The sequence below is a fragment of the Anaerostipes sp. genome (genome assembly GCF_018381315.1).
Taxonomy (GTDB): Bacteria; Bacillota; Clostridia; order Lachnospirales; family Lachnospiraceae; genus Anaerostipes.
The window spans coordinates 70908-93138 of sequence record NZ_JAGZSD010000005.1; the positions used below are offsets into that span (position 1 = coordinate 70908).

Annotated in this window: 23 protein-coding genes; 7 read left to right on the forward strand and 16 right to left on the reverse strand. The window is 44.2% G+C overall.

Going from position 1 to position 22231, the window contains the following annotated elements:
- Nucleotides 1-5 precede the first annotated feature (5 nt).
- From KH180_RS05340 to KH180_RS05350, 3 genes are all read right to left on the reverse strand, one after another.
- Nucleotides 6-467, reverse strand: a complete 462-nt coding sequence (locus KH180_RS05340; RefSeq protein ID WP_290757425.1) for a GyrI-like domain-containing protein — start codon at nucleotides 465-467, stop codon at nucleotides 6-8.
- Between the two features lie 64 nt (nucleotides 468-531).
- Nucleotides 532-1437, reverse strand: a complete 906-nt coding sequence (locus KH180_RS05345; protein WP_290757428.1) for a helix-turn-helix transcriptional regulator — start codon at nucleotides 1435-1437, stop codon at nucleotides 532-534.
- A gap of 76 nt (nucleotides 1438-1513) precedes the next feature.
- Nucleotides 1514-1993 carry a cysteine hydrolase family protein gene (locus tag KH180_RS05350; protein ID WP_290757429.1) on the reverse strand — a complete coding sequence of 160 codons (480 nt, stop codon included), beginning with the start codon at nucleotides 1991-1993 and terminating at the stop codon, nucleotides 1514-1516.
- 147 nt (nucleotides 1994-2140) lie between these two features.
- Between KH180_RS05350 and KH180_RS05355 the strand changes: the two genes are divergently transcribed.
- From KH180_RS05355 to KH180_RS05380, 6 genes are all read left to right on the forward strand, one after another.
- Complete coding sequence (locus tag KH180_RS05355; protein WP_290757431.1) at nucleotides 2141-3070, forward strand: helix-turn-helix transcriptional regulator; 930 nt, start codon at nucleotides 2141-2143, stop codon at nucleotides 3068-3070.
- Nucleotides 3071-3602: 532 nt separating this feature from the next.
- A complete protein-coding gene (locus tag KH180_RS05360) occupies nucleotides 3603-4484 on the forward strand; it encodes an aldose 1-epimerase family protein (protein ID WP_290757434.1) in 882 nt (293 codons plus the stop codon).
- A gap of 14 nt (nucleotides 4485-4498) precedes the next feature.
- The gene (locus KH180_RS05365) at nucleotides 4499-5167 is read left to right on the forward strand and encodes an HAD family hydrolase (RefSeq protein ID WP_290757437.1); all 669 of its coding nucleotides are present in this window, start codon (nucleotides 4499-4501) and stop codon (nucleotides 5165-5167) included.
- Nucleotides 5168-5183: 16 nt separating this feature from the next.
- On the forward strand, nucleotides 5184-5672 hold the full coding sequence (locus KH180_RS05370; RefSeq protein WP_290757440.1) for a prolyl-tRNA synthetase associated domain-containing protein: 489 nt from the start codon (nucleotides 5184-5186) through the stop codon (nucleotides 5670-5672).
- A 38-nt stretch (nucleotides 5673-5710) separates the two neighbouring features.
- The gene (locus KH180_RS05375) at nucleotides 5711-6706 is read left to right on the forward strand and encodes a Gfo/Idh/MocA family protein (protein WP_290757443.1); all 996 of its coding nucleotides are present in this window, start codon (nucleotides 5711-5713) and stop codon (nucleotides 6704-6706) included.
- Entirely contained in the window at nucleotides 6696-7166 is a 471-nt protein-coding gene (locus KH180_RS05380; RefSeq protein ID WP_290757446.1) for a heme-degrading domain-containing protein, read from the forward strand. Before KH180_RS05375 ends, KH180_RS05380 begins: the two co-directional genes overlap by 11 nt.
- Nucleotides 7167-7315: 149 nt before the next feature.
- Here KH180_RS05380 and pfkB read toward each other — a convergent pair whose 3' ends face one another.
- The 8 genes from pfkB to KH180_RS05420 all read right to left on the reverse strand — a co-directional run bounded on the left by pfkB (nucleotide 7316) and on the right by KH180_RS05420 (nucleotide 15299).
- Nucleotides 7316-8251 (reverse strand): 1-phosphofructokinase, encoded by a 936-nt coding sequence (gene pfkB / locus KH180_RS05385; RefSeq protein WP_290757449.1) that lies wholly within the window; start codon nucleotides 8249-8251, stop codon nucleotides 7316-7318.
- Between the two features lie 3 nt (nucleotides 8252-8254).
- On the reverse strand, nucleotides 8255-9304 hold the full coding sequence (locus KH180_RS05390; RefSeq protein ID WP_290757934.1) for a galactitol-1-phosphate 5-dehydrogenase: 1050 nt from the start codon (nucleotides 9302-9304) through the stop codon (nucleotides 8255-8257).
- A gap of 9 nt (nucleotides 9305-9313) precedes the next feature.
- Nucleotides 9314-10162: a tagatose-bisphosphate aldolase subunit GatY gene (gatY, locus tag KH180_RS05395; protein WP_290757452.1), complete on the reverse strand. Its 849-nt coding sequence runs from the start codon at nucleotides 10160-10162 to the stop codon at nucleotides 9314-9316.
- 65 nt (nucleotides 10163-10227) lie between these two features.
- Nucleotides 10228-11583 carry a PTS galactitol transporter subunit IIC gene (locus KH180_RS05400; protein WP_290757455.1) on the reverse strand — a complete coding sequence of 452 codons (1356 nt, stop codon included), beginning with the start codon at nucleotides 11581-11583 and terminating at the stop codon, nucleotides 10228-10230.
- A gap of 41 nt (nucleotides 11584-11624) precedes the next feature.
- Nucleotides 11625-11900, reverse strand: a complete 276-nt coding sequence (gene gatB, locus KH180_RS05405; protein WP_290757459.1) for a PTS galactitol transporter subunit IIB — start codon at nucleotides 11898-11900, stop codon at nucleotides 11625-11627.
- Nucleotides 11897-12361 (reverse strand): PTS sugar transporter subunit IIA, encoded by a 465-nt coding sequence (locus KH180_RS05410; protein ID WP_290757462.1) that lies wholly within the window; start codon nucleotides 12359-12361, stop codon nucleotides 11897-11899. Before KH180_RS05410 ends, gatB begins: the two co-directional genes overlap by 4 nt.
- Before the next feature lie 4 nt (nucleotides 12362-12365).
- Nucleotides 12366-14456 (reverse strand): BglG family transcription antiterminator, encoded by a 2091-nt coding sequence (locus KH180_RS05415; protein ID WP_290757465.1) that lies wholly within the window; start codon nucleotides 14454-14456, stop codon nucleotides 12366-12368.
- A 144-nt stretch (nucleotides 14457-14600) separates the two neighbouring features.
- Nucleotides 14601-15299, reverse strand: coding sequence for an HAD family hydrolase (locus KH180_RS05420; RefSeq protein WP_290757467.1), 699 nt, complete (start codon nucleotides 15297-15299; stop codon nucleotides 14601-14603).
- Between the two features lie 142 nt (nucleotides 15300-15441).
- Between KH180_RS05420 and KH180_RS05425 the strand changes: the two genes are divergently transcribed.
- On the forward strand, nucleotides 15442-16368 hold the full coding sequence (locus tag KH180_RS05425) for a TIGR01212 family radical SAM protein (protein WP_290757469.1): 927 nt from the start codon (nucleotides 15442-15444) through the stop codon (nucleotides 16366-16368).
- Nucleotides 16369-16420: 52 nt separating this feature from the next.
- Here KH180_RS05425 and KH180_RS05430 read toward each other — a convergent pair whose 3' ends face one another.
- The 5 genes from KH180_RS05430 to KH180_RS05450 form a co-directional block, all read right to left on the reverse strand.
- A complete protein-coding gene (locus tag KH180_RS05430; RefSeq protein WP_290757471.1) occupies nucleotides 16421-19153 on the reverse strand; it encodes a sensor domain-containing phosphodiesterase in 2733 nt (910 codons plus the stop codon).
- Nucleotides 19154-19336: 183 nt separating this feature from the next.
- Nucleotides 19337-19516, reverse strand: coding sequence for a hypothetical protein (locus tag KH180_RS05435; protein ID WP_290757473.1), 180 nt, complete (start codon nucleotides 19514-19516; stop codon nucleotides 19337-19339).
- Nucleotides 19517-19577: 61 nt separating this feature from the next.
- Complete coding sequence (locus KH180_RS05440; RefSeq protein WP_290757475.1) at nucleotides 19578-20372, reverse strand: HAD-IIA family hydrolase; 795 nt, start codon at nucleotides 20370-20372, stop codon at nucleotides 19578-19580.
- Between the two features lie 12 nt (nucleotides 20373-20384).
- Nucleotides 20385-21569, reverse strand: coding sequence for a sn-glycerol-1-phosphate dehydrogenase (locus tag KH180_RS05445; protein WP_290757477.1), 1185 nt, complete (start codon nucleotides 21567-21569; stop codon nucleotides 20385-20387).
- 278 nt (nucleotides 21570-21847) lie between these two features.
- A complete protein-coding gene (locus KH180_RS05450; protein ID WP_290757479.1) occupies nucleotides 21848-22228 on the reverse strand; it encodes a PTS glucitol/sorbitol transporter subunit IIA in 381 nt (126 codons plus the stop codon).
- Between the last annotated feature and the right edge of the window lie 3 nt (nucleotides 22229-22231).

Genomic DNA, 22231 nt, shown 5'->3' on the forward strand with positions numbered 1-22231 from the left:
AAACCTCACTCCTTCAGTGCAATATATATGTGAATCTCCGCATCCTCCATAGTTCCGCCCGGCTGGTACTCTTCAAAATCTCCGGTAAAACTGCGGTTCAGATCCATCCCCCAAAGTTTCATCCAAAAGTCAGCCACAGCCTTCTGCATATGGCCATGTACAACGAATTTTGCATACTTTCCTGCCGGAATGACTGCAAATGACAATCCTTCCTGTGACTGTTCTCTGCTGCTTACTTCACATCCAACCGTCATCAGATATTCTTCCATTCTTTCACCCTTATAATCAGAATAAAGACCAATGCTTTTCTCATTTTCCTTGTGACTGATATTGAAAAAAATACCTTCTTCAAAAAAACGGCCCCACAGCGATCCGATCACCATCCCCATATCCGGTGCATCATTGGATGTCCTTGCACTGATCCCCGCAACTAACTTTTCCTTTAATTCTACTACTTCGTAATCCATTTTTCTTCCTCCATTGTTTTTTCTTTATTGTACAACGGAGAACTTGACAGCTGTGTGTCAGGTTTTAAATCTTTTCTTTATATTGGCCCAGCATACACTCCAGACGTTTTTTTATACCGCATCGGACTTCCTCCGGTTCAAGCACTTCAAGACCTGGTCCGAAGGACAGAAGCCATCCGTAAAGCCATTCCTCCCGGGAGCACGGAACTGTGATGTAAAAGAATCCTTCCTTCTCCTGAATCCATTCCGGTTCAAATTCATCATAGACACGGAAGCCTAGATTTTTGTCCACACGGACTGTCACTGACAGGTCATTGTGTATTTCCAAGGGCGGCACAGTCTCCGCCTGACTTAATTCCTTCCTCAAAAAATGCTGCTCTGTCTTTTCCAGGTTTTTTAATCTCTTAAGCTTAAAAATTCTTATTTCGCTGCTTTTTTTGCAGAAAGCCACCAGATACCAGTCCATCCCCCGGAAATAAAGCTGCATAGGCTCCGCCTCACGCCTGGAATGTTCTCCCCTTGCATTATAATAATCAAATCGGATTACTTCTCTGTTTAGGACTGCTTCTTTCAGCATTTCAAATAATTCCTTTTCTCCTTTTGTATTCCACCGTGAAAAATCCACATAAACCCAGTTTTCATTGTCCTTTTGAAACAGGCTGGACAGCCTGGATAAAAGATTCTGGGCATCCATGTGCTCTGTGACGGCCATACACTGCAACGACAAAAGAATCTGGCTCTGTTCTTTTTCTGTCAGAGCCGACCTGTCCATAACAAAATCCTCCAGAAGCCCGATGCCTCCCCCTTTCCCCTGAGTACAGTAAACCGGAATACCTGCACTGCTCAGAGCATCAATATCGCGGTATATAGTCCTGACAGAAACCTCAAACCTTTCGGCCAGTTCCGGTGCAGTCACTTTCTTCTTCTCCAGCAAAATATATATAATCTCAAATAAACGGCTGCTTGTCATAATGAATCTCCTTTTTATCATTATAACATATTCTGCCGCTGCGTACCCTTTGGACAAAATGACATTTAAATATTAGTTAACCCAGTTTTTCAATGATACATCCTTTGCTCTCATAATACCGAAGCATCTCAGCAATTTTGCGCTTATCATAGCTGGTAATACAGTCAGACAGAACATGGACGGTATACCCTAACTTAGCCATGTTGTAACAGGTAGATTTTACACAGGCTATTGCATCAGCACCGGCTATGAAAAATTCGCGGATTTCGTTCTTCTTTATAAAATCAGCAAAATCTTCACTTGTTAATGCGTTTCCTTTTGATTTTGTAAAGATATTTTCGGAAACAATGTCCATATCGGAAACCAGCTCAGCACCGTGCGTATCTGGCTTAAAGGTTCTCGTTCCCGCAGACAAATTGTTGTGTTTTATGTAAATCACATGAATGTTATTTTCAACTGCCCACGCAATGGCTTTGTTAATGTTACCGATAATTTCCTTGTAGTTTTTTGTAATATCGTTTTGAATGTCAATAACAACTAAGGCTTGGTTTTTCATATCTTCTCCTCAACTTTCTGATTTGTTGTTTCGTACTGTTCTTTGCATCCCTTACATACAATTGATGTACTTGCATTTTTATAGTATCATGTAATCACTGACAACAATATGGCAACAATTCAAAAAATTTTGATCGGCGGTGAACAAATGAAAGTAGACAGACTTGTCAGCATTATCATGATACTCCTTGATAAAAAGCGTATAGGCGCACAGGAGTTAGCAGATATGTTTGAAGTATCGCCCCGCACAATCTACCGTGACATAGACGCTATCAGCATGGCGGGGATTCCTGTCCGGTCAGCATCGGGAGTAGGCGGCGGCTTTGAAATCATGCAGGAATACAAGGTGGATAAAAAGTTTTTTTCAGCTGCTGACCTTTCCACTCTCTTAATGGGGCTTTCCAGTCTTTCCAATATGGTAAGAGGCGATGAACTGGTACATGCTCTCGCAAAAGTCAGAAGTTTTATTCCAGCCGACAGAGCCAAAGACATTGAATTAAAAGTAAATCAAATATGTATAGATTTAAGTCCATGGATGGGCAGCAGCATACAACCGTATTTAGAAATTATCAAAACAGCTTTGCAGAATAACAGACTGCTGACCTTTGAATATGCAGCCCACCACGGAAATAAAACCGCACGAACAGCCGAGCCGTATCAGCTTGTATTAAAAAACAGTCATTGGTATTTACAAGGGTACTGCCATAAAAGAAATGATTTCCGCTTATTCAGACTATCCCGTATGTCAAACCTGCAAATACAGGAGGAAATTTTTATACCACGAGATTATCAAAAACCGATTTTAGACTTTTCTGAAATTTTGGAAACTATGCAGACAAGGATAAAAATCCGCATTCATAAATCTGTAATGGACAGGGTACTTGACTACTGCACTTATGAAGATTTTTCATCAGATGGTGATGAGCATTATATTGTCAGCTTTCCTTTCATAGAGAACGAATACCACTATGATATTCTTTTGAGTTTTGGAAATAAATGCGAGTGTTTGGAGCCGGTACATATCCGTACAGAAATGAAGCGAAGAATACATGAGATAGCTGCTATATACGAAAATTAATATATGGAGCAAACCAGAACTGTGCCCAGTACACTTTCTAACCCCCTGTGCATTTTATGCCCTTCGGGCTGGCGTGCTTGCGCACGATAAGGTATGACATTTTGACCTGTTCTCCGGCTTGCTGTCTCAGGAATGTAAGATTTTCTAACTTTCAGCAAAGTCTCTCCGGCGGCCCGTTCGGAACTCGCTGACGCTCAAACAGCCTCATTCGAATGCAAGGCCTCCAAACTGGTCAAAATGGACGTAATGTCTGCGGGAAAAGGATACCCCCTAAAACAATAGGTGCCTTTTAACGGTAAGTTTTTCTCCACTGTCGGAAGGAGGCCTTTCCAGAGCCGACTGGAGATAGTGGAGAAAAACTCATACCCACAGGGCACACCGTATTTTATGCCCTTCGGGCTGGCGTGCTTGCGCACGATAAGGTATAATATTATTATGCACTGATGTCGTGGGAGGGCTTTTTAAGCAGGACGGAGACATGGGTGAAAAAATCTAGTTGAACATATTTATTTCAGCAGCAAAGGAGCATATTATGAGTTCTTATCAGTTAAAAAACGGTTCAATTTCTGTTTCTGTTGACACTGCCGGCGCAGGCCTTACTTCTATTATGGATGCCAACGGCAAAGAATATCTGTGGCAGGGCAATCCTGATTATTGGACAGGACAGGCGCCTGTCCTGTTTCCGATCTGCGGAAGCCTGAGGAACGGGCAGGCTTCCATCGGCGGTGGTAAAACCTGTACTATGGGCAGACATGGCATCGCCAGAAGATGTGAATTTACACTCCGCCATCTGGATACAGACAGTGTCTCTTTCTTTTTAAAGGCCGATGAAGAGACTAAGGCTGCCTTTCCCTATAATTTTGAACTTCAGATGACATACCGGATTGACGGATGCAGTGTTGCCGTGGAACATACAGTGACAAATTATGATTCGCAGATCATGCCTTATTTTGTAGGAGGCCATCCTGCCTTTCACTGTCCTATGAATGACGGAGAAGCATTTGAAGACTATGTCATCGAATTTGAGCAGCCGGAAACTGCCGCCTGCCCTATGCTCACTGAAGACGGACTTGTCAATACTGACAGCCGTAAATCTCTTCTGAACCAGGAGTCTGTTTTCGGGGTAAAGCATGAACTTTTTTATGATGATGCCCTGATCTTTGACACCCTGGCTTCCAGGACCGCTTCCCTGATTCACAGAGATACAAAAAAGGGAATCCGTGTTGATTTTGCGGACTTTGATTATCTGGGAATCTGGTCCAGCGCCAACGACGGACCTTTTGTGGCCATTGAGCCCTGGAGCGGTACCTCTACGTGTACCAGCGAAGATGATATATTTGAACACAAACGCGGTGTCCGTATGCTGGATCCGGGGCAGTCAGAGACACTTTCCTACACGATCTCTGTTATATAAAGCGGGAAAACGATATGGATACTTTACTGCGCAGAGCGCATCCCCAAATGAATGACAGAAAAGCCCATAAGTATCAGATGATTGTATTTGACTTGGACGGTACTCTTCTGGATACTAAATATTCCATTCTTGCAGGCTTCAGGGACCTGTATGAAGAAACACGGAAAGAACGCAGGCCGTTAGACGAACTTGAATTTGTTCTTGGCGGGGACAGCCTGGCTCTGCTGGACTCTATGGGATTTCCCGAAGGAACTATTGACCAGTGGCTAAAAAACATCAGCCGATATGCTCACACGGTCCATCCTTTTGACGGAATTCCAGACACCTTATCTGCCCTGAGGCAAGAAGGCTTTATACTGAGTGTTGCCACAAATAAACTCCGGATTGAATATGAGGAAATTATGGAATGCCATGGACTGAAAGATTTTATGGAACACTCAATCTGCCTGGACGAGGTTTCCCATGCCAAGCCGGACCCGGAGCCTCTGTTATACCTGGCAGAACGGTTGGAAATACCGCTGAATGAAATGTTGTTTATCGGAGATACCAGCTATGACAAAGATTGCGCCAAAGCTGCCGGATGTCATTTTGCCCTGGCAGGCTGGGGAGCCTCCGGGGAATTAAAAAAAGAGTGTGCTGCTGTACTGGAAAGCCCCGGCGATCTGCTGTCACTGCTTTCATAGAAAGAAGGACTTGAAAATGAAACAAAAGGTCTTAAATATACTCGACAGCCTGCATATTCCATATGAATATGAAAATCATCCCGCTGCCTATACAATGGAAGAGATTGAAGCCTTACACCTGACCAGGCCCAACGAAGCGATTGCAAAAAATCTCTTTTTAAGAGACGGCAGCGGCAAACGTCATTTCCTTGTTCTGGCTGCCGGTGATAAACCGGTGGATCTGAAAGCGTTAAGACAGACCATTGGCTCATCCAGATTAAGTTTTGCATCAGAGGAACGGCTTATGAAATATCTGAAAGTCACCAAAGGCTCTGTCTCTCCTCTGGGAATTTTAAATGATGAATCCCTTAACGTGGAAGTCTTTATTGATGAAGATCTGAAGGGAAGCCCCTGTATCGGCGTTCATCCCAATGATAACACTGCAACTGTATGGATCAGCTGTGATGACCTGGAACAGGTCATCAGGCACCATGGAAATCCAGTTGCTTACATCCCGGTTTGCTGAATAAGCAAACTCCCAAGAAATAAAAACAGGAGGTTTTTATGGTTAGATTTGCAGTGATAGGAACTAATTTTGTAACCGACGGTTTACTGGAGGCCGGAAATTGGTGCAAAGATTTCAAACTTCAGGCAGTGTACTCACGGACACTGGAAAAAGCCAGAGATTACGGTGAAAAGTACGGCGCAGAAGAGTATTATGACAGTCTGGATGAACTTGCCAAGTCAGATACTGTTGACGCTGTTTATGTTGCAAGTCCAAACAGTCTGCATGCAAAACAGAGCATTATGATGATGAAAGCCGGAAAACATGTATTGTGTGAAAAAACGATTGCTTCAAATTCAGAGGAACTGCAGGAAATGCTGCAGGCTTCCAGAGAAAATCATGTAGTTCTGCTGGAGGCTATGCGTTCTGTGTTTGATCCCGGTTTCAGTGCCATCAAAGAAAATTTACATAAAATCAGGAAGGTGCGCAGAGCAACATTCCAATACTGCCAATATTCCAGAAGGTATGACCGCTACAAAGAAGGCATTGTGGAAAATGCATTCAATCCTGCATTTTCAAACGGTGCCCTGATGGATATCGGTGTGTACTGCGTTCATCCTCTGGTAAAATTATTCGGCAGACCAAAGGAGATTTCTGCGTCCTGTCTGAAATTATCAAACGGGGTAGAAGCCGAAGGAACCATTGTCTGCAAATATGACGATATGCTTGCAGAACTGATTTACAGCAAGATAACAAATTCTGCTCTGCCCAGTCAGATTCAGGGTGAAAACGGAACTATGGTGATAACTGAGATTCCTGACACAACGGATATTTCTATTGTGTACAAAGACGGGACAAAAGAAACGGTCCCAATTGAGAAAAAGCCAAATAATATGTACTATGAGATTGAGGAGTTCATCCGTCTCATTCAGGGCGGTCTGCCGGCTGAACTTCACAATGAGGCCTCCGTTATGGAACTTCAGGTTATGGACGAAGCACGAAAACAGAACGGAATTATATTTCCTGCAGATGAAAGGACACAGCATGAAGATTGAAGATCAGATCAATAAGTTGGAACAGGACAGAAAAGAAGTGACACAGCAATGCTTTTCATATGAAAAAGCGTTTAAACTGGGAATGGCAATGTATGAAAAAGCCCTCAAAGAAAAACTTCCTATTGTTATATCCATCACCATGAACCGGCATCAAATATTCTATGCCGGTCTGGACGGCTCTACCTGTGATAATGACAGCTGGGTCAAAAGAAAAGAAAACACGGTGTACTATTTTGAAAAAAGTTCCTATGAAATGAGCCTTTATATGCAGTTAAAGCAAGACACATTAGATAACCGCTACGGGCTTCCAAAATCAGAATATGCTGCTGCGGGAGGATGTGTCCCAATCGTAGTAGAAGGAGCCGGATTCGTAGGAACTGTCGGTATTTCAGGACTGAAACAAAATGAAGATCATGATTTTGTCATGGCTGCATTAAAAGATGCCAAACATTTAAGCTGATATTTTAAACTCCAATATGCTTTCTCTCAGAAAGCATCAGCTGAAAGTCAAAGAGGGACTGTCACAAAATAGAATTTTTCTATTTCCCGACAGCCCCTTTTTTGCGTCTATCTGATTGTATAAAACGCTGCTTCATTCAAATTCTTCTGCTAATCTTCGATTTTCTCCACCTTCACTCCGGGCAGAATCTCCTGCAGATCTTCTTTTCGGAATTTCCCGGTACCTGGATTCATGGCATTTGCTGCAGATACTGCCACTGCGAAGGCCAAAGCCTTATGGGCTGGTTTGTTTTGACTGAATGCCACTGCAAAAGCTCCCACCATAGAATCCCCGCAGCCCACCGGATTCAGTGCTTTTAATTTCGGCGGTTTTCCATGATAAACTCCGTCTTCACAGATCATCAGCGCACCTTCTGCGCCGAGAGAAATGACCACATATGGGATTCCCTGATCCCTCAGCTTCTTTCCGGCTTTTATAAGTTCTTCTCTGGTCCGGATCTGAATTCCCAGCAGAGCAGAAAGCTCCTCCTGATTCGGTTTAATCATCGTGGGACCCTCTTTGATCCCTTCCTTTAAATACTCTCCGCTGGTATCCAGGATCACCTGTTTTCCCCGACTTCTCACTTCCCTGATCAAATCCCGGTAGCAGTCTTTTCTGAGCCCTTTCGGAATGCTTCCCGAGATGGTCACCACTTCACTCTTTGAAAGCAGGCTCTCAAAATCCTGCAAAAATCTTTCCCATTCCTCCTGGTCCACCGGTGCTCCGGGCTCCAGATATTCTGTAGAGGTGCCGTCTTCTGCCAGAATATTGATACAGCTTCTGGTCTCGCCTTTAACCTCTGTAAACCTGCTCTTAATCCCATCTTCCTCAAGCATTTTCTTTACATAGCTTCCGTTAAACCCTCCTGCAAAACCCGCTGCCGCTGCATTCCCGCCGCAGAGGTCCACAATTCTGGCCACATTGAGGCCTTTTCCTCCTGCGGTGTTCCTGCATTCCTCCACTCTGGAAACAGTGCCCGGCCTTACAGATCCTTTGATTTTATATGCTTTGTCCACTGAAACATTCAGCGTCACTGTTATTATCATAGATTATTCCTCACTGTCAATCAATATCTTTCCCTTTACAGCACCTTTCTCTTTATAAAGCTCAAAGGCGTCCCCAATGTTTGATAAAGGCATCTTCCGAAAAATCAATGACTCATCAAATTTCAGCTGTCCGGTTTTGAAATAATGAGCCGTGAGTTCCCACTCTTTTCCGGGAAAAGGCGCACTGTAAGACATCCACGATCCGGTCAGGGTAAATTCTTTTCGGTTCATGTTTTCCCATTCTTCTACACTGAACGATAATTCTTTGGTCGGAGTTCCTATAAAACAGACTCCTGCTTTGTTGGCTGCAAGATGAAATGCATATTTCATAGTTGTGGTAACTCCTGCGGTTTCATACACATAGCCGAACCCTTTGCCTCCGGTAAGCGACATGGCCTGCTCCATAAAGTCTTCATCCAATGTATTGATTCCTTCATCAATTCCAAGCTTTCTTGCCAGTTCCAGCCTCTCATGACTGATATCAAACACTGTGACTTTTTTTGCTCCGAAAATTTTCGCCCATTGGGCTGTAAACAGCCCGATGGTTCCGCCGCCCAGAATTGCCACGTCTTCTCCTCCCTGGTAGCCGGTTCTTAAAAGTCCGTGAAGGGCAACCGTTGCCGGCTCAAAGAACGCTCCCTGTTCAAAGGAAACTGTATCTTCAAACTTTACTGCATTTTTCTCCGGCACAGCCACATATTCTGCAAAGCTTCCAAACTGCCTGGAGCCTATAAAGCTGTAGTGTCTGCAGAGAGAGTAATTCCCTTTCTGACAGTCTTCGCACTCCATACAGGGCACCAAAGGCACGCCTGCCACCCGGTCACCCGGCTTCAGAGAGGATACTTCTTCTCCTATGGCTTCTACTACCCCGGAAAATTCATGCCCTAAGACATTGGGGAAGAAATGGCATGCATCCCCGTTGACTCTCGGCACATCAGAACCGCAGATTCCTGTGTACTTTACCTTGATTAATACCTGTCCCTTTTCCGGCACCGGTGTTTTGATCTCCTCATACCGGATATCATTTTTTGCATGGACTACTCCTGCTTTCATTGTCCTCACCTAAGCCCTTCCTTCACTCTTTACCACTTTAATTTTTGATTTCACGTATTCCTTTACCATTTCTTTTCCTGCCAGATTGTATTTTTTCGGGTCAATGGTATCCGGATGTTTCTTAAGCACGCTGGTTACCCCTTTTGTAAAGGCAATTCTTAAATCTGTAGCGTAATTCACCTTACAGATCCCTCTGCTGACACACTCAGTCACAGTCTCATCCGGCACACCGCTCGTTCCGTGGAGCACCAGAGGAACAGAAACTGCTTCCCTGATTTCGGAGAGACGCACAAGATCCAGTTTTGGTTCTCCTTTATAAACTCCATGTGCCGTTCCGATAGCAACTGCCAGGGAAGTGATCCCGGTCTTGTTTACAAATTCCAGGGCTTCGGAAGGTTCCGTGTAGCCTCCGGCTCCCCCGTCCAGGTCATCTTCCTTTCCTCCGACTTTCCCAAGCTCTGCTTCCACAGGGATTCCGGACGGAGCACAGGCGTCTGCCACAGACTTGGTGAGCCTGATATTTTCCTCAAATGATTCATGGGAACCATCGATCATAATGGATGTATATCCTGTTCTTAATGCCTGCATCGCCAATTCAAAGCTGCTTCCATGGTCCAGATGCATAGCAATGGGTACGCCGGCACGGCTGGCTGCTGTTTTTACATTTGCCAGAAAATAATCCAGCCCCGCATATTTTACCGTTGACGGTGTGGTCTGCATGATAACCGGGGATTTCAGTTCCTCTGCGGCTTCCATCACCGCCATGACCATTTCCATGTTTTCTACATTGAATGCACCTACTGCGTACCCACCCTTTTGGGCATCAAGGAGCATCTGTTTGGTTGTCACTAAAGGCATATTTCTTCCTCCTTATATCTTCATCAGTCCGGGCGGGCAAAAGCCCGCCCGTTTTCCTGGATTATTTACTGTTCTTCTTTTAATGCCGCTGCCCTGGCTTTGGATGTTCTCACGGTAAATATCAGACAAATGATATAGATCACAGCGATAACTGCAAGTCCTGCAACATTTTCCCTTGTAAAGATCTGTGTGAATATGTAAGTGATCGGTGAACCTCCCTGATCGAGAGCTGCAATCTGTGATGCCCCTTTTGTAAGGTTTACGGATTTGGCAAGAGCCGTAGTCCATGGAATTGCCTGATTGGCGATCCAGATGGTCACATACATGATGACCGAACCGGAAATCAGAGTCCTGAACAGATTTCCTTTGTGGACTGCGACAGCGATTGCAATAAAGAAACCGATGGTTGCCAGATCACCGAACGGCAGAATCACATTGCCCGGCACAATCACTGCAATCAAAATGGTCAGAGGGATAAAAATCAGCCCTGCGGTAACTACCTGGGAATCTCCCAGAAGGATTGCCGGATCAAGTCCGATGTAAAACTCTCCGTCTCCGGAACGTTTGGTCAAAATTTCCTTCATTCTCTCTGAGATCGGCATCAGCCCTTCCATGATACATTTCGTGATCTTAGGCATGAGCACCATGACTGCAGACATTTTAATGCCCAGCTGAAGAGCACCCTGGAAATTGTAGCCCGCCAAAGCGCCTACAAGTGCTCCGAGGATTCCTCCGATGACGATAGGTTCTCCCAGAACTCCCACCTTTTCCTGAAGTTTATCTGCAGTTAAGCTGATTTTATTCAGCCCCGGAATCTTTTCAATAACAGCGTCGATGGCACAGGCAAACGGAGCCATGTAGGTGGATGTACCATGAGGAACCGTAAGGCCCTCCAATTCAAAGTAATCTTCCATGAGCGGTGCATATAAGTCACCGAATTTGTATGCAAATACTGCATGGACAACCACGCCTGCAATTCCGATTGCAAAGTTTCCGGTTACCGCATAGGCAATCGCTCCTGTAAATGTCATATGCCAAATGTTCCATATATCAATGTTTACGGTCTTGGTAAGTTTGAGTACAAGCATCACCACGTTCACAAGGATTGCTACCGGTATTGCCACAGTGGCAATGCCGGATGCCCAGGTAATCGGCGACATGCCGGGCCATCCCACATCTACCACACTCATATGAAGTCCGAATGTCTCGGACATAGCCTTTGCCGCAGGCCCCAGGTTGGCATTCATCATATCGACAATGAGTCCAAGTCCCACAAATCCGACTCCGACCATAAGCCCCGCACGGATTGCCTTCCCAACCTTCACCCCAACAATGATACTCAGCACTGCAATGACAAGGGGCAGCATAACTGAAGCTCCCAGGCCAATAATATAATTAATTGCATCTCCAAAAATACCCATAGTTTTTCTCCTTTACCTCCTTGATGTATTCTGCACGATTGTTATTTCAGCACGTCCAGGATTTTCTCTTTTGTCTTTTCTACTCCGATTCCTGAGATAAACGGCATTCCTGTAATCAGCGGCACACCAAAATCCCTTTTTACCTTCGATGTTGTTACAATAAGATCTGCCGGAAGGTTGGACTCAATCTCTGAAATTCTCACCTGTGCAATTTCCACATCGATTCCGTTTTCCTTAGCCAGATCCACTACTGCGTTGGCTGCTACTGTTGATGTTGCCACTGCTCCTCCGCACGCTACGATCACTTTCTTTTTCATAATGAATTCTCCTTTTCTTTGATAATATTTATAATTTCTTCCGGATCCTGCGCATTGCTGAGTTTGTCTATCACATCGAGATCCCGCAGTATCCCTAAAATTGCCTGTAATAATTCCAGATGTCCTTTTTCATCCACAGCCAGCATGAAAATCACCCGGACATCCACTGTTTCATCATCCGTCCCCATCTGCACAAAGGAGACAGGCTTTTTTGTAGTGACAATGGCGATGCCCTTTTTCAGAACATGGCTCACATCTGTATGGGGAATTGCGACTCCCGCTCCTCCCATATCGACGCCTGTAGGAAAATCTTTTTCCCTCTGTTTCAGTGCCTCTACATAACTGTCTTTACAGTAGCCGAGGGAAATCAGCTTTCCTCCCGCCTCTTCAAAAATACTGCCGCTGTCTTCGGCGTCAATCTGAGGCAGAATCAGTTCCTTATTTAATCGTTCCCAAACCATGATGTCACTCCTTTATTCTTTGTTCATATGTTTTGATGACTGCCGCTGTCTCACGCGGGCTTTCTGCATTCCACAGGTCTTCCTTAAACCGCTGATTTGTCAGCATATTCACCAGATGGAAGAATGCTTTGATATGTTTTTTGTGGTCTACGGTGCTCAGGCAGCAGAAGAATCTTACTTCCTCCCGGTCTCCGTCTTCATCCTCAATAACCACAGGATTGTTCAGGCGGATCATATTCATTCCCACTTTCCTGCTGCCCAGTTCAAATCCTTCATGGGGCAGCGCAAACCCTTTGGATATTACGATATAACTGCCGTTCTCCAGTACATTTTGGATCATGGCATCCACATACCGCTCTTCGATATAGTTCTTTTTAAGCAGCGGTTCTGCCGATTTCCTGATGGCTTCCTTCCAGTCTGAGCACTCAATGTCCAGCTGAATATTTTCTTCCTTTAAAAGTTCACACAGCAGCGGTTCCCGGTCTTCATCAAAAGGCTCTCCAAAATACTCATAGATCTTTTCTGAAACTTCCCGGAACAGTTCCGGATCTTTGATTACCGGCCGCAGCAGGGAAGAAAGCTCTCCCGGATTTTTCTCCCTTTCGGGCAGCTCCTTTCTGCGGACCCTGTTCTTTTTCTGGAGAATCTCGATCTTTTTATTGACCCTCAGGTAATCTTCATCAGAAAACATAGGTGTTACCAGCACATATTCTCCTTCATAATTCTTCAGGGGAATGGTGGACACGATCATATCAATGTCCTCATAGCTGCTTTTTCTCAGATCATGGGCAGAGACCACATCTACAATATGGAAATCAAAACGGTTCCTCATTTTGGCAAGCAGAAGCTGTGATGTTCCAACTCCCCCGTTGCAGACAATGACAACCCGGAAATCAATCTCCTTCTTTTTTCTCCGCTCCAGTGCTGCACTGATGTGAATGACTATGTAATCTGTCTCGATCTCCATAATCTTTCTTCCAACGAACCGCTCCAGCATTTCCAGATTATGTTCCACTGCATTCAGAACCTTCTGGTTCTGTTCTACAATTTCTTTGAGAAAATCATCCCTCTGTGTAATGTTGAACTCTTTCGTAAAAATAGATTCCAAATGATTGACCAGATTTTCATAAAAAACAAAATCCCGGTTCAGATCCACATGAAGCTCGTTGGATATCTGTTCAATGAATTTTCTTGTGACCAGCTGAAGCCCTATAATTCTCTGATTCCTGCTGTCCTTTTTTATATAGCTCAAACTGTCTAAAATATCACTGAGCAGTTCCTTTTCTCCCTGGCTTTCAGGAAGTTCCCAGTACTGGGAGACATACTTTAAAATATCCTCTGCCATCTCGTACTTGCTTTTCCTTACTCCCGCTGACTCTGTAATCTGATGCCCCTGCTTGACTCTCTGGATCATGATGGTCAGGTAGGAGAGCAGATAGTGAAACGACGCATCGGTTAAAAACCTCCCATGTGTATGTTCCTGCTCATTGATGATTTTCTGCAGGTTTTGCTTATCTTCTTTCTTCAGCCTGTCATTGATGTTCAGTCCCCTGATAAAAGTCTGGACTGCGGAGCCCTGGCTCTGTTCCAAGCCGTCCTGGTTCAGAAGCTTTAACAGGCATGCCCTTTTATCGCTTTCTTTTCCCCGAAGGACAAGCCCCTTGTTGGAATGGGATTCCACAGTGAGCTGTTCTTTTGCCAGCATCTGTTTAACACTTTCTAAATCATTGATGACTGTGGCTCTGCTCACATACAGAAGCTCTCCCATATTGGATAAGGTCGTATATCCGGAAGCCTGGATCAGGATTGCCGCAATCAGCAGCTTCCTTTCTCCTTTTGACAGCCTGTATGTGTAAAAATCGTTTTGGTTAAACATTCCCGCCGCCAGCTCAATGTCGTCTTCCACAAGAAGTGTCCCGTTGCTTCCAAGCTTGATTTGAGAAAGCTCATGCTGCTCCAGGAAGTCATTGACATCGTTGATGTCATTTCTTATGGTGCGCTCCGACACCTGAAATTTCTCTGCCAGTTCCGAGATTCGGAAACTTTTTTCCGAGTCCATCAGCCCCAGCAGAATATCCCTTGATCTCTTGTTCATTTTTATCCCTCCGTTGCTGTGTCTTTACTATATCATCGCCCGATTTCAAAAAACAGTCAAAAGGCTTTCTTACATTTTTGCAAAAAAATAAACAGGTCTAAAACCTTTCCATACATTTTGAAAAGTTTTAGACCTGTCTTTTTATCACAGAAGCTTCTGCAGCAGCCGGTACAGTTCCTCATCAGAGCCGACACAGTAATCCGGCCGCACTTCCGATGCCGGACAGGCATGCTTCCTCCGGTTCATCCAGATGGAATGAAGCCCTGCGTTCTTTGCCCCTTCTACATCGTTGCGGAAGGAATCCCCTACATACCAGACCGAGTCTTTCTGAAGTTCCATAGCCTCACAGGCATGCACAAAAATACGTCTGTCCGGTTTTGCTGTCCCTACATCCCCGGACACAAAAACAGCTTCCTCCGGAAACCACTGCCTGAGTCCCAGCGTCTTTATTTTTTCCCACTGATGCCCGGACGGTCCGTTTGTAATGATTCCAATCCGTATTCTGTCACGGCAGAACGCAAGGATATTTTTCATAACATCTGAAACTGCAATCTGCTTTTGATACGCTCCGTACAGCCTCTGAAATTCAAGCCCAAGTTCATCCGAAACCGGTATATGAAACTCCTGCAGCGGCTTTCGGATCCGGTAAATATACATCTCATCCATTGTCATCTGTCCGTTCTGAGACTGTTCAAAAGCCTCATCACTGTATTTTCTGCTCAGTGCAAACAGCCGGTTTATATCGATCCCGTATGTTCCGCCAAACAGCTTTTTATAGGCTCTTTCAAACGGTGCCAGCTGGTCATATAATGTATCATCTACATCAAATAAAATTGCATCCATATGGTTCTTCCCCTCTGTATTTTTCTGTTTTTCAGTGTATACGATGATTATAACTGACATTTTGATAAAACAGAAGATCGAATTACATTTTATAAAAATGAAAAAGTATGATATGGTAAAAGAAAAAAGGAGCATCTTTACTATGACTTGGGACGGAAAACGCTATTACTCTCTTGACAGATATTTAAAACAGACATTTGGCGAAAAAATATACAAAATATCTCTGGACGGCGGGTTCACCTGCCCCAACCGTGACGGAACCCTCGGCACCAGGGGATGTATTTTCTGCAGTGAAGGAGGCTCCGGAGATTTTGCTTCTGATTCATCTCTTTCGGTGACAGAACAGATAGAAGACGGGATCCGCCTGGTGGAGGGCAAATCCAATGCCCGGAAGTTCATCGCCTACTTCCAGGCATTTACCAATACTTACGCTCCTGTGGAAAAGTTAAACCGGATATACCGTGAAGCTCTGAGCCACGAAAAAATCATCGGACTGTCTATTGGAACAAGGCCTGACTGTCTTCCTCCGGGTGTTCTTGATCTTCTGACAGAACTGAATAAAATAAAACCGGTCTTTGTGGAGCTGGGTCTTCAGACAATCCATGAGGACACGGCTCAAAGAATCCGCAGAGGCTATCCTCTCTCCTGTTTTAATCAGGCTGTAGATAAACTGCATAATAGAGGCATCAATATTGTTGTCCATCTCATTTTGGGACTGCCCGGTGAATCGGAAGAAAAAATGCTGGAATCTGTGAGATACTTAAACCGCCTGCCTGTTGACGGTGTCAAGCTTTCCCTGCTTCACGTACTGAAAAACACAGATCTGGGTGTCCTCTATGAAAAAGATCCATTTTATGTCTATGAACTGGATGATTATGTTTCTCTGGTCATTCGCTGTATAGAAGAATTAAGAGAAGATATCGTTATCCACCGCCTGACAGGCGACGGGCCGAGAGACCTTCTGATTGCTCCCCGCTGGACACTCCATAAAAGAAAAGTATTAAACGAAATTGCCCGGCGGATGAAGGAAACAGACAGCCGTCAGGGAAAACGTTTTCATGAACAATAAAAGGAACCACCTTTCCTGATTTTTTTCTGTCAGGGATGGTTCCTTTCTTCATTCAAACCTCAGTGCTGTCTAAATATTTCCATTCATACTCTTTGACCGGCATAGGCTTACTGAACAGAAACCCTTGAACTGTCTTCACTCCGCATTTTTTCAATACCTCTAACTGGGCTTCATTTTCGATTCCTTCAGCAACCAGCTGAATATTCATCTTCTCACAGACTCCTACCATCGCCTCCACAATCGTCTGCGCATATTCATTATCAATAATATCTTTTACAAAGCCTTTATCAATTTTTAAGATATCAAATTGTGCTGCTGCCAAAAGTGCCAGATTTGAGCTCTCCGCACCGAAATCGTCAACGGAGACCCGGAATCCTGCCTCTCTGATCCGGTTGATCTGGTCCTTTAATTCTCTGCAGTCCGCGGAACAAGTACTCTCTGTGATTTCAATGTCCAGGTACTCTCTGGAGATTTCATAGCGGACGATAACTGCTTCCAGCCTTTCTAAAAAATGATCCTCCATAAAAGTCGTGCGGGAGAAATTACTGGATATTGGGAAGAGTGTCCTTCCCTGCGCTTTCCAGTCCTGAAGCTGGGCACATACCCTGTCAAAAACATAAAAATCTATTTTGCTGACTTGCCTGGCTCCTTCCAAAACAGGGATAAATTTATCCGGAGGCTGAATGATTCCTTCATCATCTAAATAACGCACCAATGCCTCTGCTCCAACTACCCTGCGGGTCTCTATATCCATTTTTGCCTGCAGGTAAACCTGGAACTGTTTGTTCGATATTTTTTCCTTTAAAACATCCGGGTCACATAAAAAATCCAAAACATCATTCTGATGTCTGTAGCGCCCTGTTTCATGATGATTATGGTAAAACCGCTTTTTGTCGGCATACATATATTCATCTGCCGTTTTAATAATCTTTTCGATGTCATGGCAGTTTGGGGCCCACTTAAATCCAATGGCTGTCCTGCATTCGCTGTGAGCAAAATTATTTCTCAGTCTGTGTATATTTTCTTTAAAGCTTTCCTCACTTAGATCTGTACATAGAATGATAAATTCATCCCCGCCTATACGGTAAAAACTGCCCTCTGTAAAACTGTCTTTGACCGTCCTGGCACATTCCTTTAACAGATCATCGCCGGAGTCATGTCCCAAATGGTCATTGATTTCTTTGAGTCCGTTTACATCAAGATATACGACACCCACTGAATGCTCCTTGCCCTGAAGATTATCTACATCCTGGATATAGCGGTTTCTGTTGAAGAAGGAAGTCAGTGTATCTAAATAACTCAGGCGGTACAATTCCTTTTCGTCTTCATTTCTCCTGATCGCCAGCATGATATAGTAGCGCAGAGTTTCAAGAAATGTTGCTGCATTTTCCATCAGGCCCTGTGGCGGATTATCCAGTCCGATCAATCCATCCAGCTTTCCGTCGCGCTCCAGTGGAACCATAACAACAGATTTGATTCCCTGCTGTAAGAGGAACTCATACTCAAGGGGCATAGAACATTTGATATTTTCGATATCTTTTATGACTACATTTTTTTGATCCTCAAACATATTCAGCCAATATGCAAAGTCTGATTTAGGCAGTTTCTGCAGATTGTCTATCTGGGGAGTGATATCCTCTCTGCACCACTCTGCAATATTGGTTAAGTAATCTCCATGAATTGAAAAAACATAGGAACGTTCTGCAAAAAACAGTTCCCCTAATTGTCTCAAAACATGTCTGGTGGCATCCAGCATGTCCTGGTTCTGATAAAGTTCCCGTATACATTTGACAAGAATACTGTCTCTTTCTAAGCGGGCTTTCAGTTCTTTTTTTTCATTAGCCGCATCTGTAATGTCAAACGCAATCTCCATTCTGGCCAGCCGGCCTTCCCACTCCATCAACCGGTCCTTTAACAGATAGTGCCGTTTTGTAATGGGATTGGTATGTTCCCATGTATAATTCTCATCCTTTGCCAACATTTCATTTGGACAAAACGGACACGGGGCATCCAGCCCCTGTATGACTTTATAACACTTCTGATTCTTTTCATCGCTGATATGAAAGGTTTTCTTACCTACATCATTTGCAAACAGCAGTTCATATGTGTTCACATCTGATACATACATAAGCTCTGACATTTCGTTGATGGGAATGAGCATTTCCTCAAAACGTTTTGACAGCTGTTCGCTCTTGCGCATGTTCTCCTTCTCAGCCTCGATCAGCTTTTTGCGGCGCTTTTCCTGATACACAGCAAAAAAAGTGCACACCGCTGCCATCAGGATAAAAATAAGGTTGATGTAAAATAGTAAATTCCGTGCATCTTGTACAACTTCTTCAGTATAAACTTCCGCTGTATCTACGGTTTCATCCGCCAAGTAAAAAAACTCTTCACTCAGTTTAAAAAGTTTATCTCCGGAAACATTTCCCTTTCTGTAACGATAAATCTCCTTTTTAATGGCAGCCCATTTCCTGCTCAGGTTCGATACTGCCTTTTGATAATCCCCGCTCTTAATCTTTATTAAATCTAAATCATCACTTCCATTGGAAAGTCCGTCCAAAATATTATCCACGCGTTTGATCAGATCATCATCCGGTACATGATTCAATTCTTTTTTTATTGATCTCTGGGTGGCACCGCGAATAATCCCGGTGTAATTTATAACGCGGGCATTTCCCTGAAGATTCATAATCGAATGTATTGACATAATTCCCGTCAACATCAGCGCAAGACATAAAATAAAGGGAACAACTCCGATTCTCAGTCTCGAAAGTATTTTTCTCATTCACAAAATCCTCTTTGCTTTCTATAATCCATGATACATGCGGGGACTTTTTTGCAGCCATGTGCATCATGCCCAAGAGGCTTTTTTATCCCATAAAAAGGTTCAGAATTTTTTCTGATGCAACAAAACACCACCTGTTTTTGATACATCTATTATACCAAAAACAGGTGGTGCTTTCCATTTTTATTTCTGATGTTTGCTGTCCGATGGTTTCTGTTTTTCTTTGCCTGCATAGGTGTTATTGTCGCATGTATTGTTGTTTCCGATCTCAACTCCCTTTTTTACAGGGGATAATAAAAATCCGATCACTACACCCAGCCAGAGCCAAAACCCTCCGAAGAAAAATGCTTCCTTTTTTGTCATAATGAGTTCCTCCTTTGATTGTCTCCATTATAACATTCGGTATGCCCGAAATCAACGGAGGCTAAAGAACCTCTGTAATATCAGCCAGAGAATCCACAATCACATCCGGCTTCACGTCACTCTTCTCCACATCTTCCAGAGTGCTCTCCCCTGACAGCACCAGGATCGAAGTCACAGGGCTTCCGTCGGCCACAGCAATATCCGTATATAACCGGTCGCCTACAATAGCGATCTCTTCCGGCCGGTACCCTGACTGCTCTACAAAATAATTCAGAGTGTGCTTTGAAGGTTTCCCAAAAAATTCAGGGAAGCGTCCCGTGGATGCCTCCACAAGTTTTGCCATAGAACCGCAGTCCGGTATGAAGTTCCCTCCTTCCATCGGGCAGTTCCAGTCTGGGTTGATCCCGTAGTAAGTACAGCCGTTCCTCACATAATGACATGCTTTGGATATCTTCTCATAGGTAAGTGTGGTGTCAAATCCAAGGATCACAATATCCGGATCTTCCTCCACCAGCGGCATATCAAATGCTTCAAACTCTTTTAGAAGTGAAGGTGTTCCCACCACATAAAGAGTTTCCCCCGGATGGTTTTTCTTTAAATACTGGATCATCACATGGCTTGAGATCATCATCTGCTCCGGTGTGATGGAAATTCCCATGCCGGAAAGTTTATCAATATAGGCCTGCTGGCTTTTGGAAGAATTATTGGTAAAGAAATAATACTCCCTCTCTGTATCTTCCACTTTCTTTAAAAAATCCTGGGTAAACGGAAATAAGTCATTTCCCAGATAAATAGTTCCGTCCATATCGAGCACAAAACATTTGATATCTTTCACTGCCTGAATATTCTGCTTCATCTGCTTTTCTCCTTATTCTTCGTCATAAAACCGATGCGTAATCTTCTCCGCAATTTCCTGCATCTTTCCTTTTTCCACTGCCAGGTCTAAAACACTATAGCGGTCCCTGACCTTATATCCGTCGAGCAGGCTCTGATAAAACAGATCCCTGTCAATACCGATCTCTTTTGGTGATACCGGAGCACCCACTGTCTTTAACAGTCCTTCCACATACTCTCTGGACGGCGCCAGCTTCTTGGCCGCTTCCGGTATATCATCTCCCATAATCTCAAAGATCTCTGCAATGATCGGTGTTGCGATTCCGACTTTGATGCCGTGAAGCTCCGGATACTTGTTCCTTGCAATAAACTCCATCTCCCAGTAATGGCTCAGCATATGTTCCGCTCCGGATGCAGGGCGGGATACCCCGATCAGTCCCATAGCTACACCGGTAAGAGTCAGCGCTTCGATCAGATAAAGAACTGCTTCCTCATCCCTGTCTGCCAATGCCTCTGCGCTTTTGGTTACTTTGTCGAGGGCTTTCTGTACCAGCGTCACACAAGTCTCACAGCAGTATTCTCCTGTCTTCTCCTTGGATAAATACCAGTCTGCAAGTGCTGTAAGCTTCCCTATCACATCACCGAAGCCGGCACGGATCATGTGCATAGGAGCCTGCTTCATAATGTCTGTATCTCCAAGAATTCCATAAGGCAGAGTTGCGATGAAAGAAATCTTCTTTCCGCCCAGAATCAGCGGGGCACCGTCTGATGCATATCCATCCATAGAAGGAGCTGTACATACAACAATGTATGGAATTTTTGTCCTTGCTGACATATATTTTACCATATCATTTAAGGTTCCGGAACCCACTGCAATCAAAACATCCGTCTCAGGCTCCAGATTTAAGAACATGGTTCCTGCAGCGTGCTCATCCGGGATCAGGATATCTTCCCCTGAATCCAAGACAACGCTTTTCACCTGAAATCCTTCATCCTTCAGCAGTTTTTCTGCGGTTTCCCCTGCCGCCTTATATGTATTGTTATCACTCAGCATGTAGACTTTCTTTGCGCCGAGGCCCTTCACCATTTCCGGCAGTTCTTTTATCACTCCCTGGCCCATCACTAACTTGTCAATATCCAACGTATGATGTCTTCCGCAGCTGCAGTCAAAACTTGCCTTTGCCATTTCATTCATAGAATAGTTTAAGATCTCATCCATTTTGTTTCCTCCCGAATCTCAATTCCAAATAACGTTACCACTTGCAACATAAACAATACCACTGGTAATATATTTTCATTTTACTTCTATTCGGAGATAAAATCCACCCCTACTCATAGAACATTTGTATAAATTCATTATTTATTGCTATTATACAGGCATTTGTATAAATCCAGCTGACTTGCAGTTCAGCGGCACGGATATCCCAACGCTGTTTTGCCGCAGTCTCAAAATCTGCACTGGGAGCAGACTTAAGACCGCGGCAATTCTTAAAACATTTAAATGAATTCTATGGTATTTCCAGGGGCAAGATCGGATGCTGTCAGCGGCTCCTCCCCCTTTATTGCCTGGACCATAATACATCCGGGCCGTTCTGCCTCAGGACCGCCCTTAAAACTCACAGTACAATGGCCAAGTCCTCTGAGCGTTTCATTGGCCTCTGAACCTACTGCTGTCACTTCAAACCCTTTTTCATTAATCAGCATTGTATCTCCCGGCTCTATGTTCGCTCTCAGTTCCTCAATGGTATGCAGCACACACAGATCTTCAAAGGCCGGCGGTGCATCATCGTTGAACAGAATAATAAAATTGGAATCAGGATCACCTAAAAATGTCAGGGAATCCTTTCCCAGCTTCTGGATTCTTGTGAAATACTTCATCTC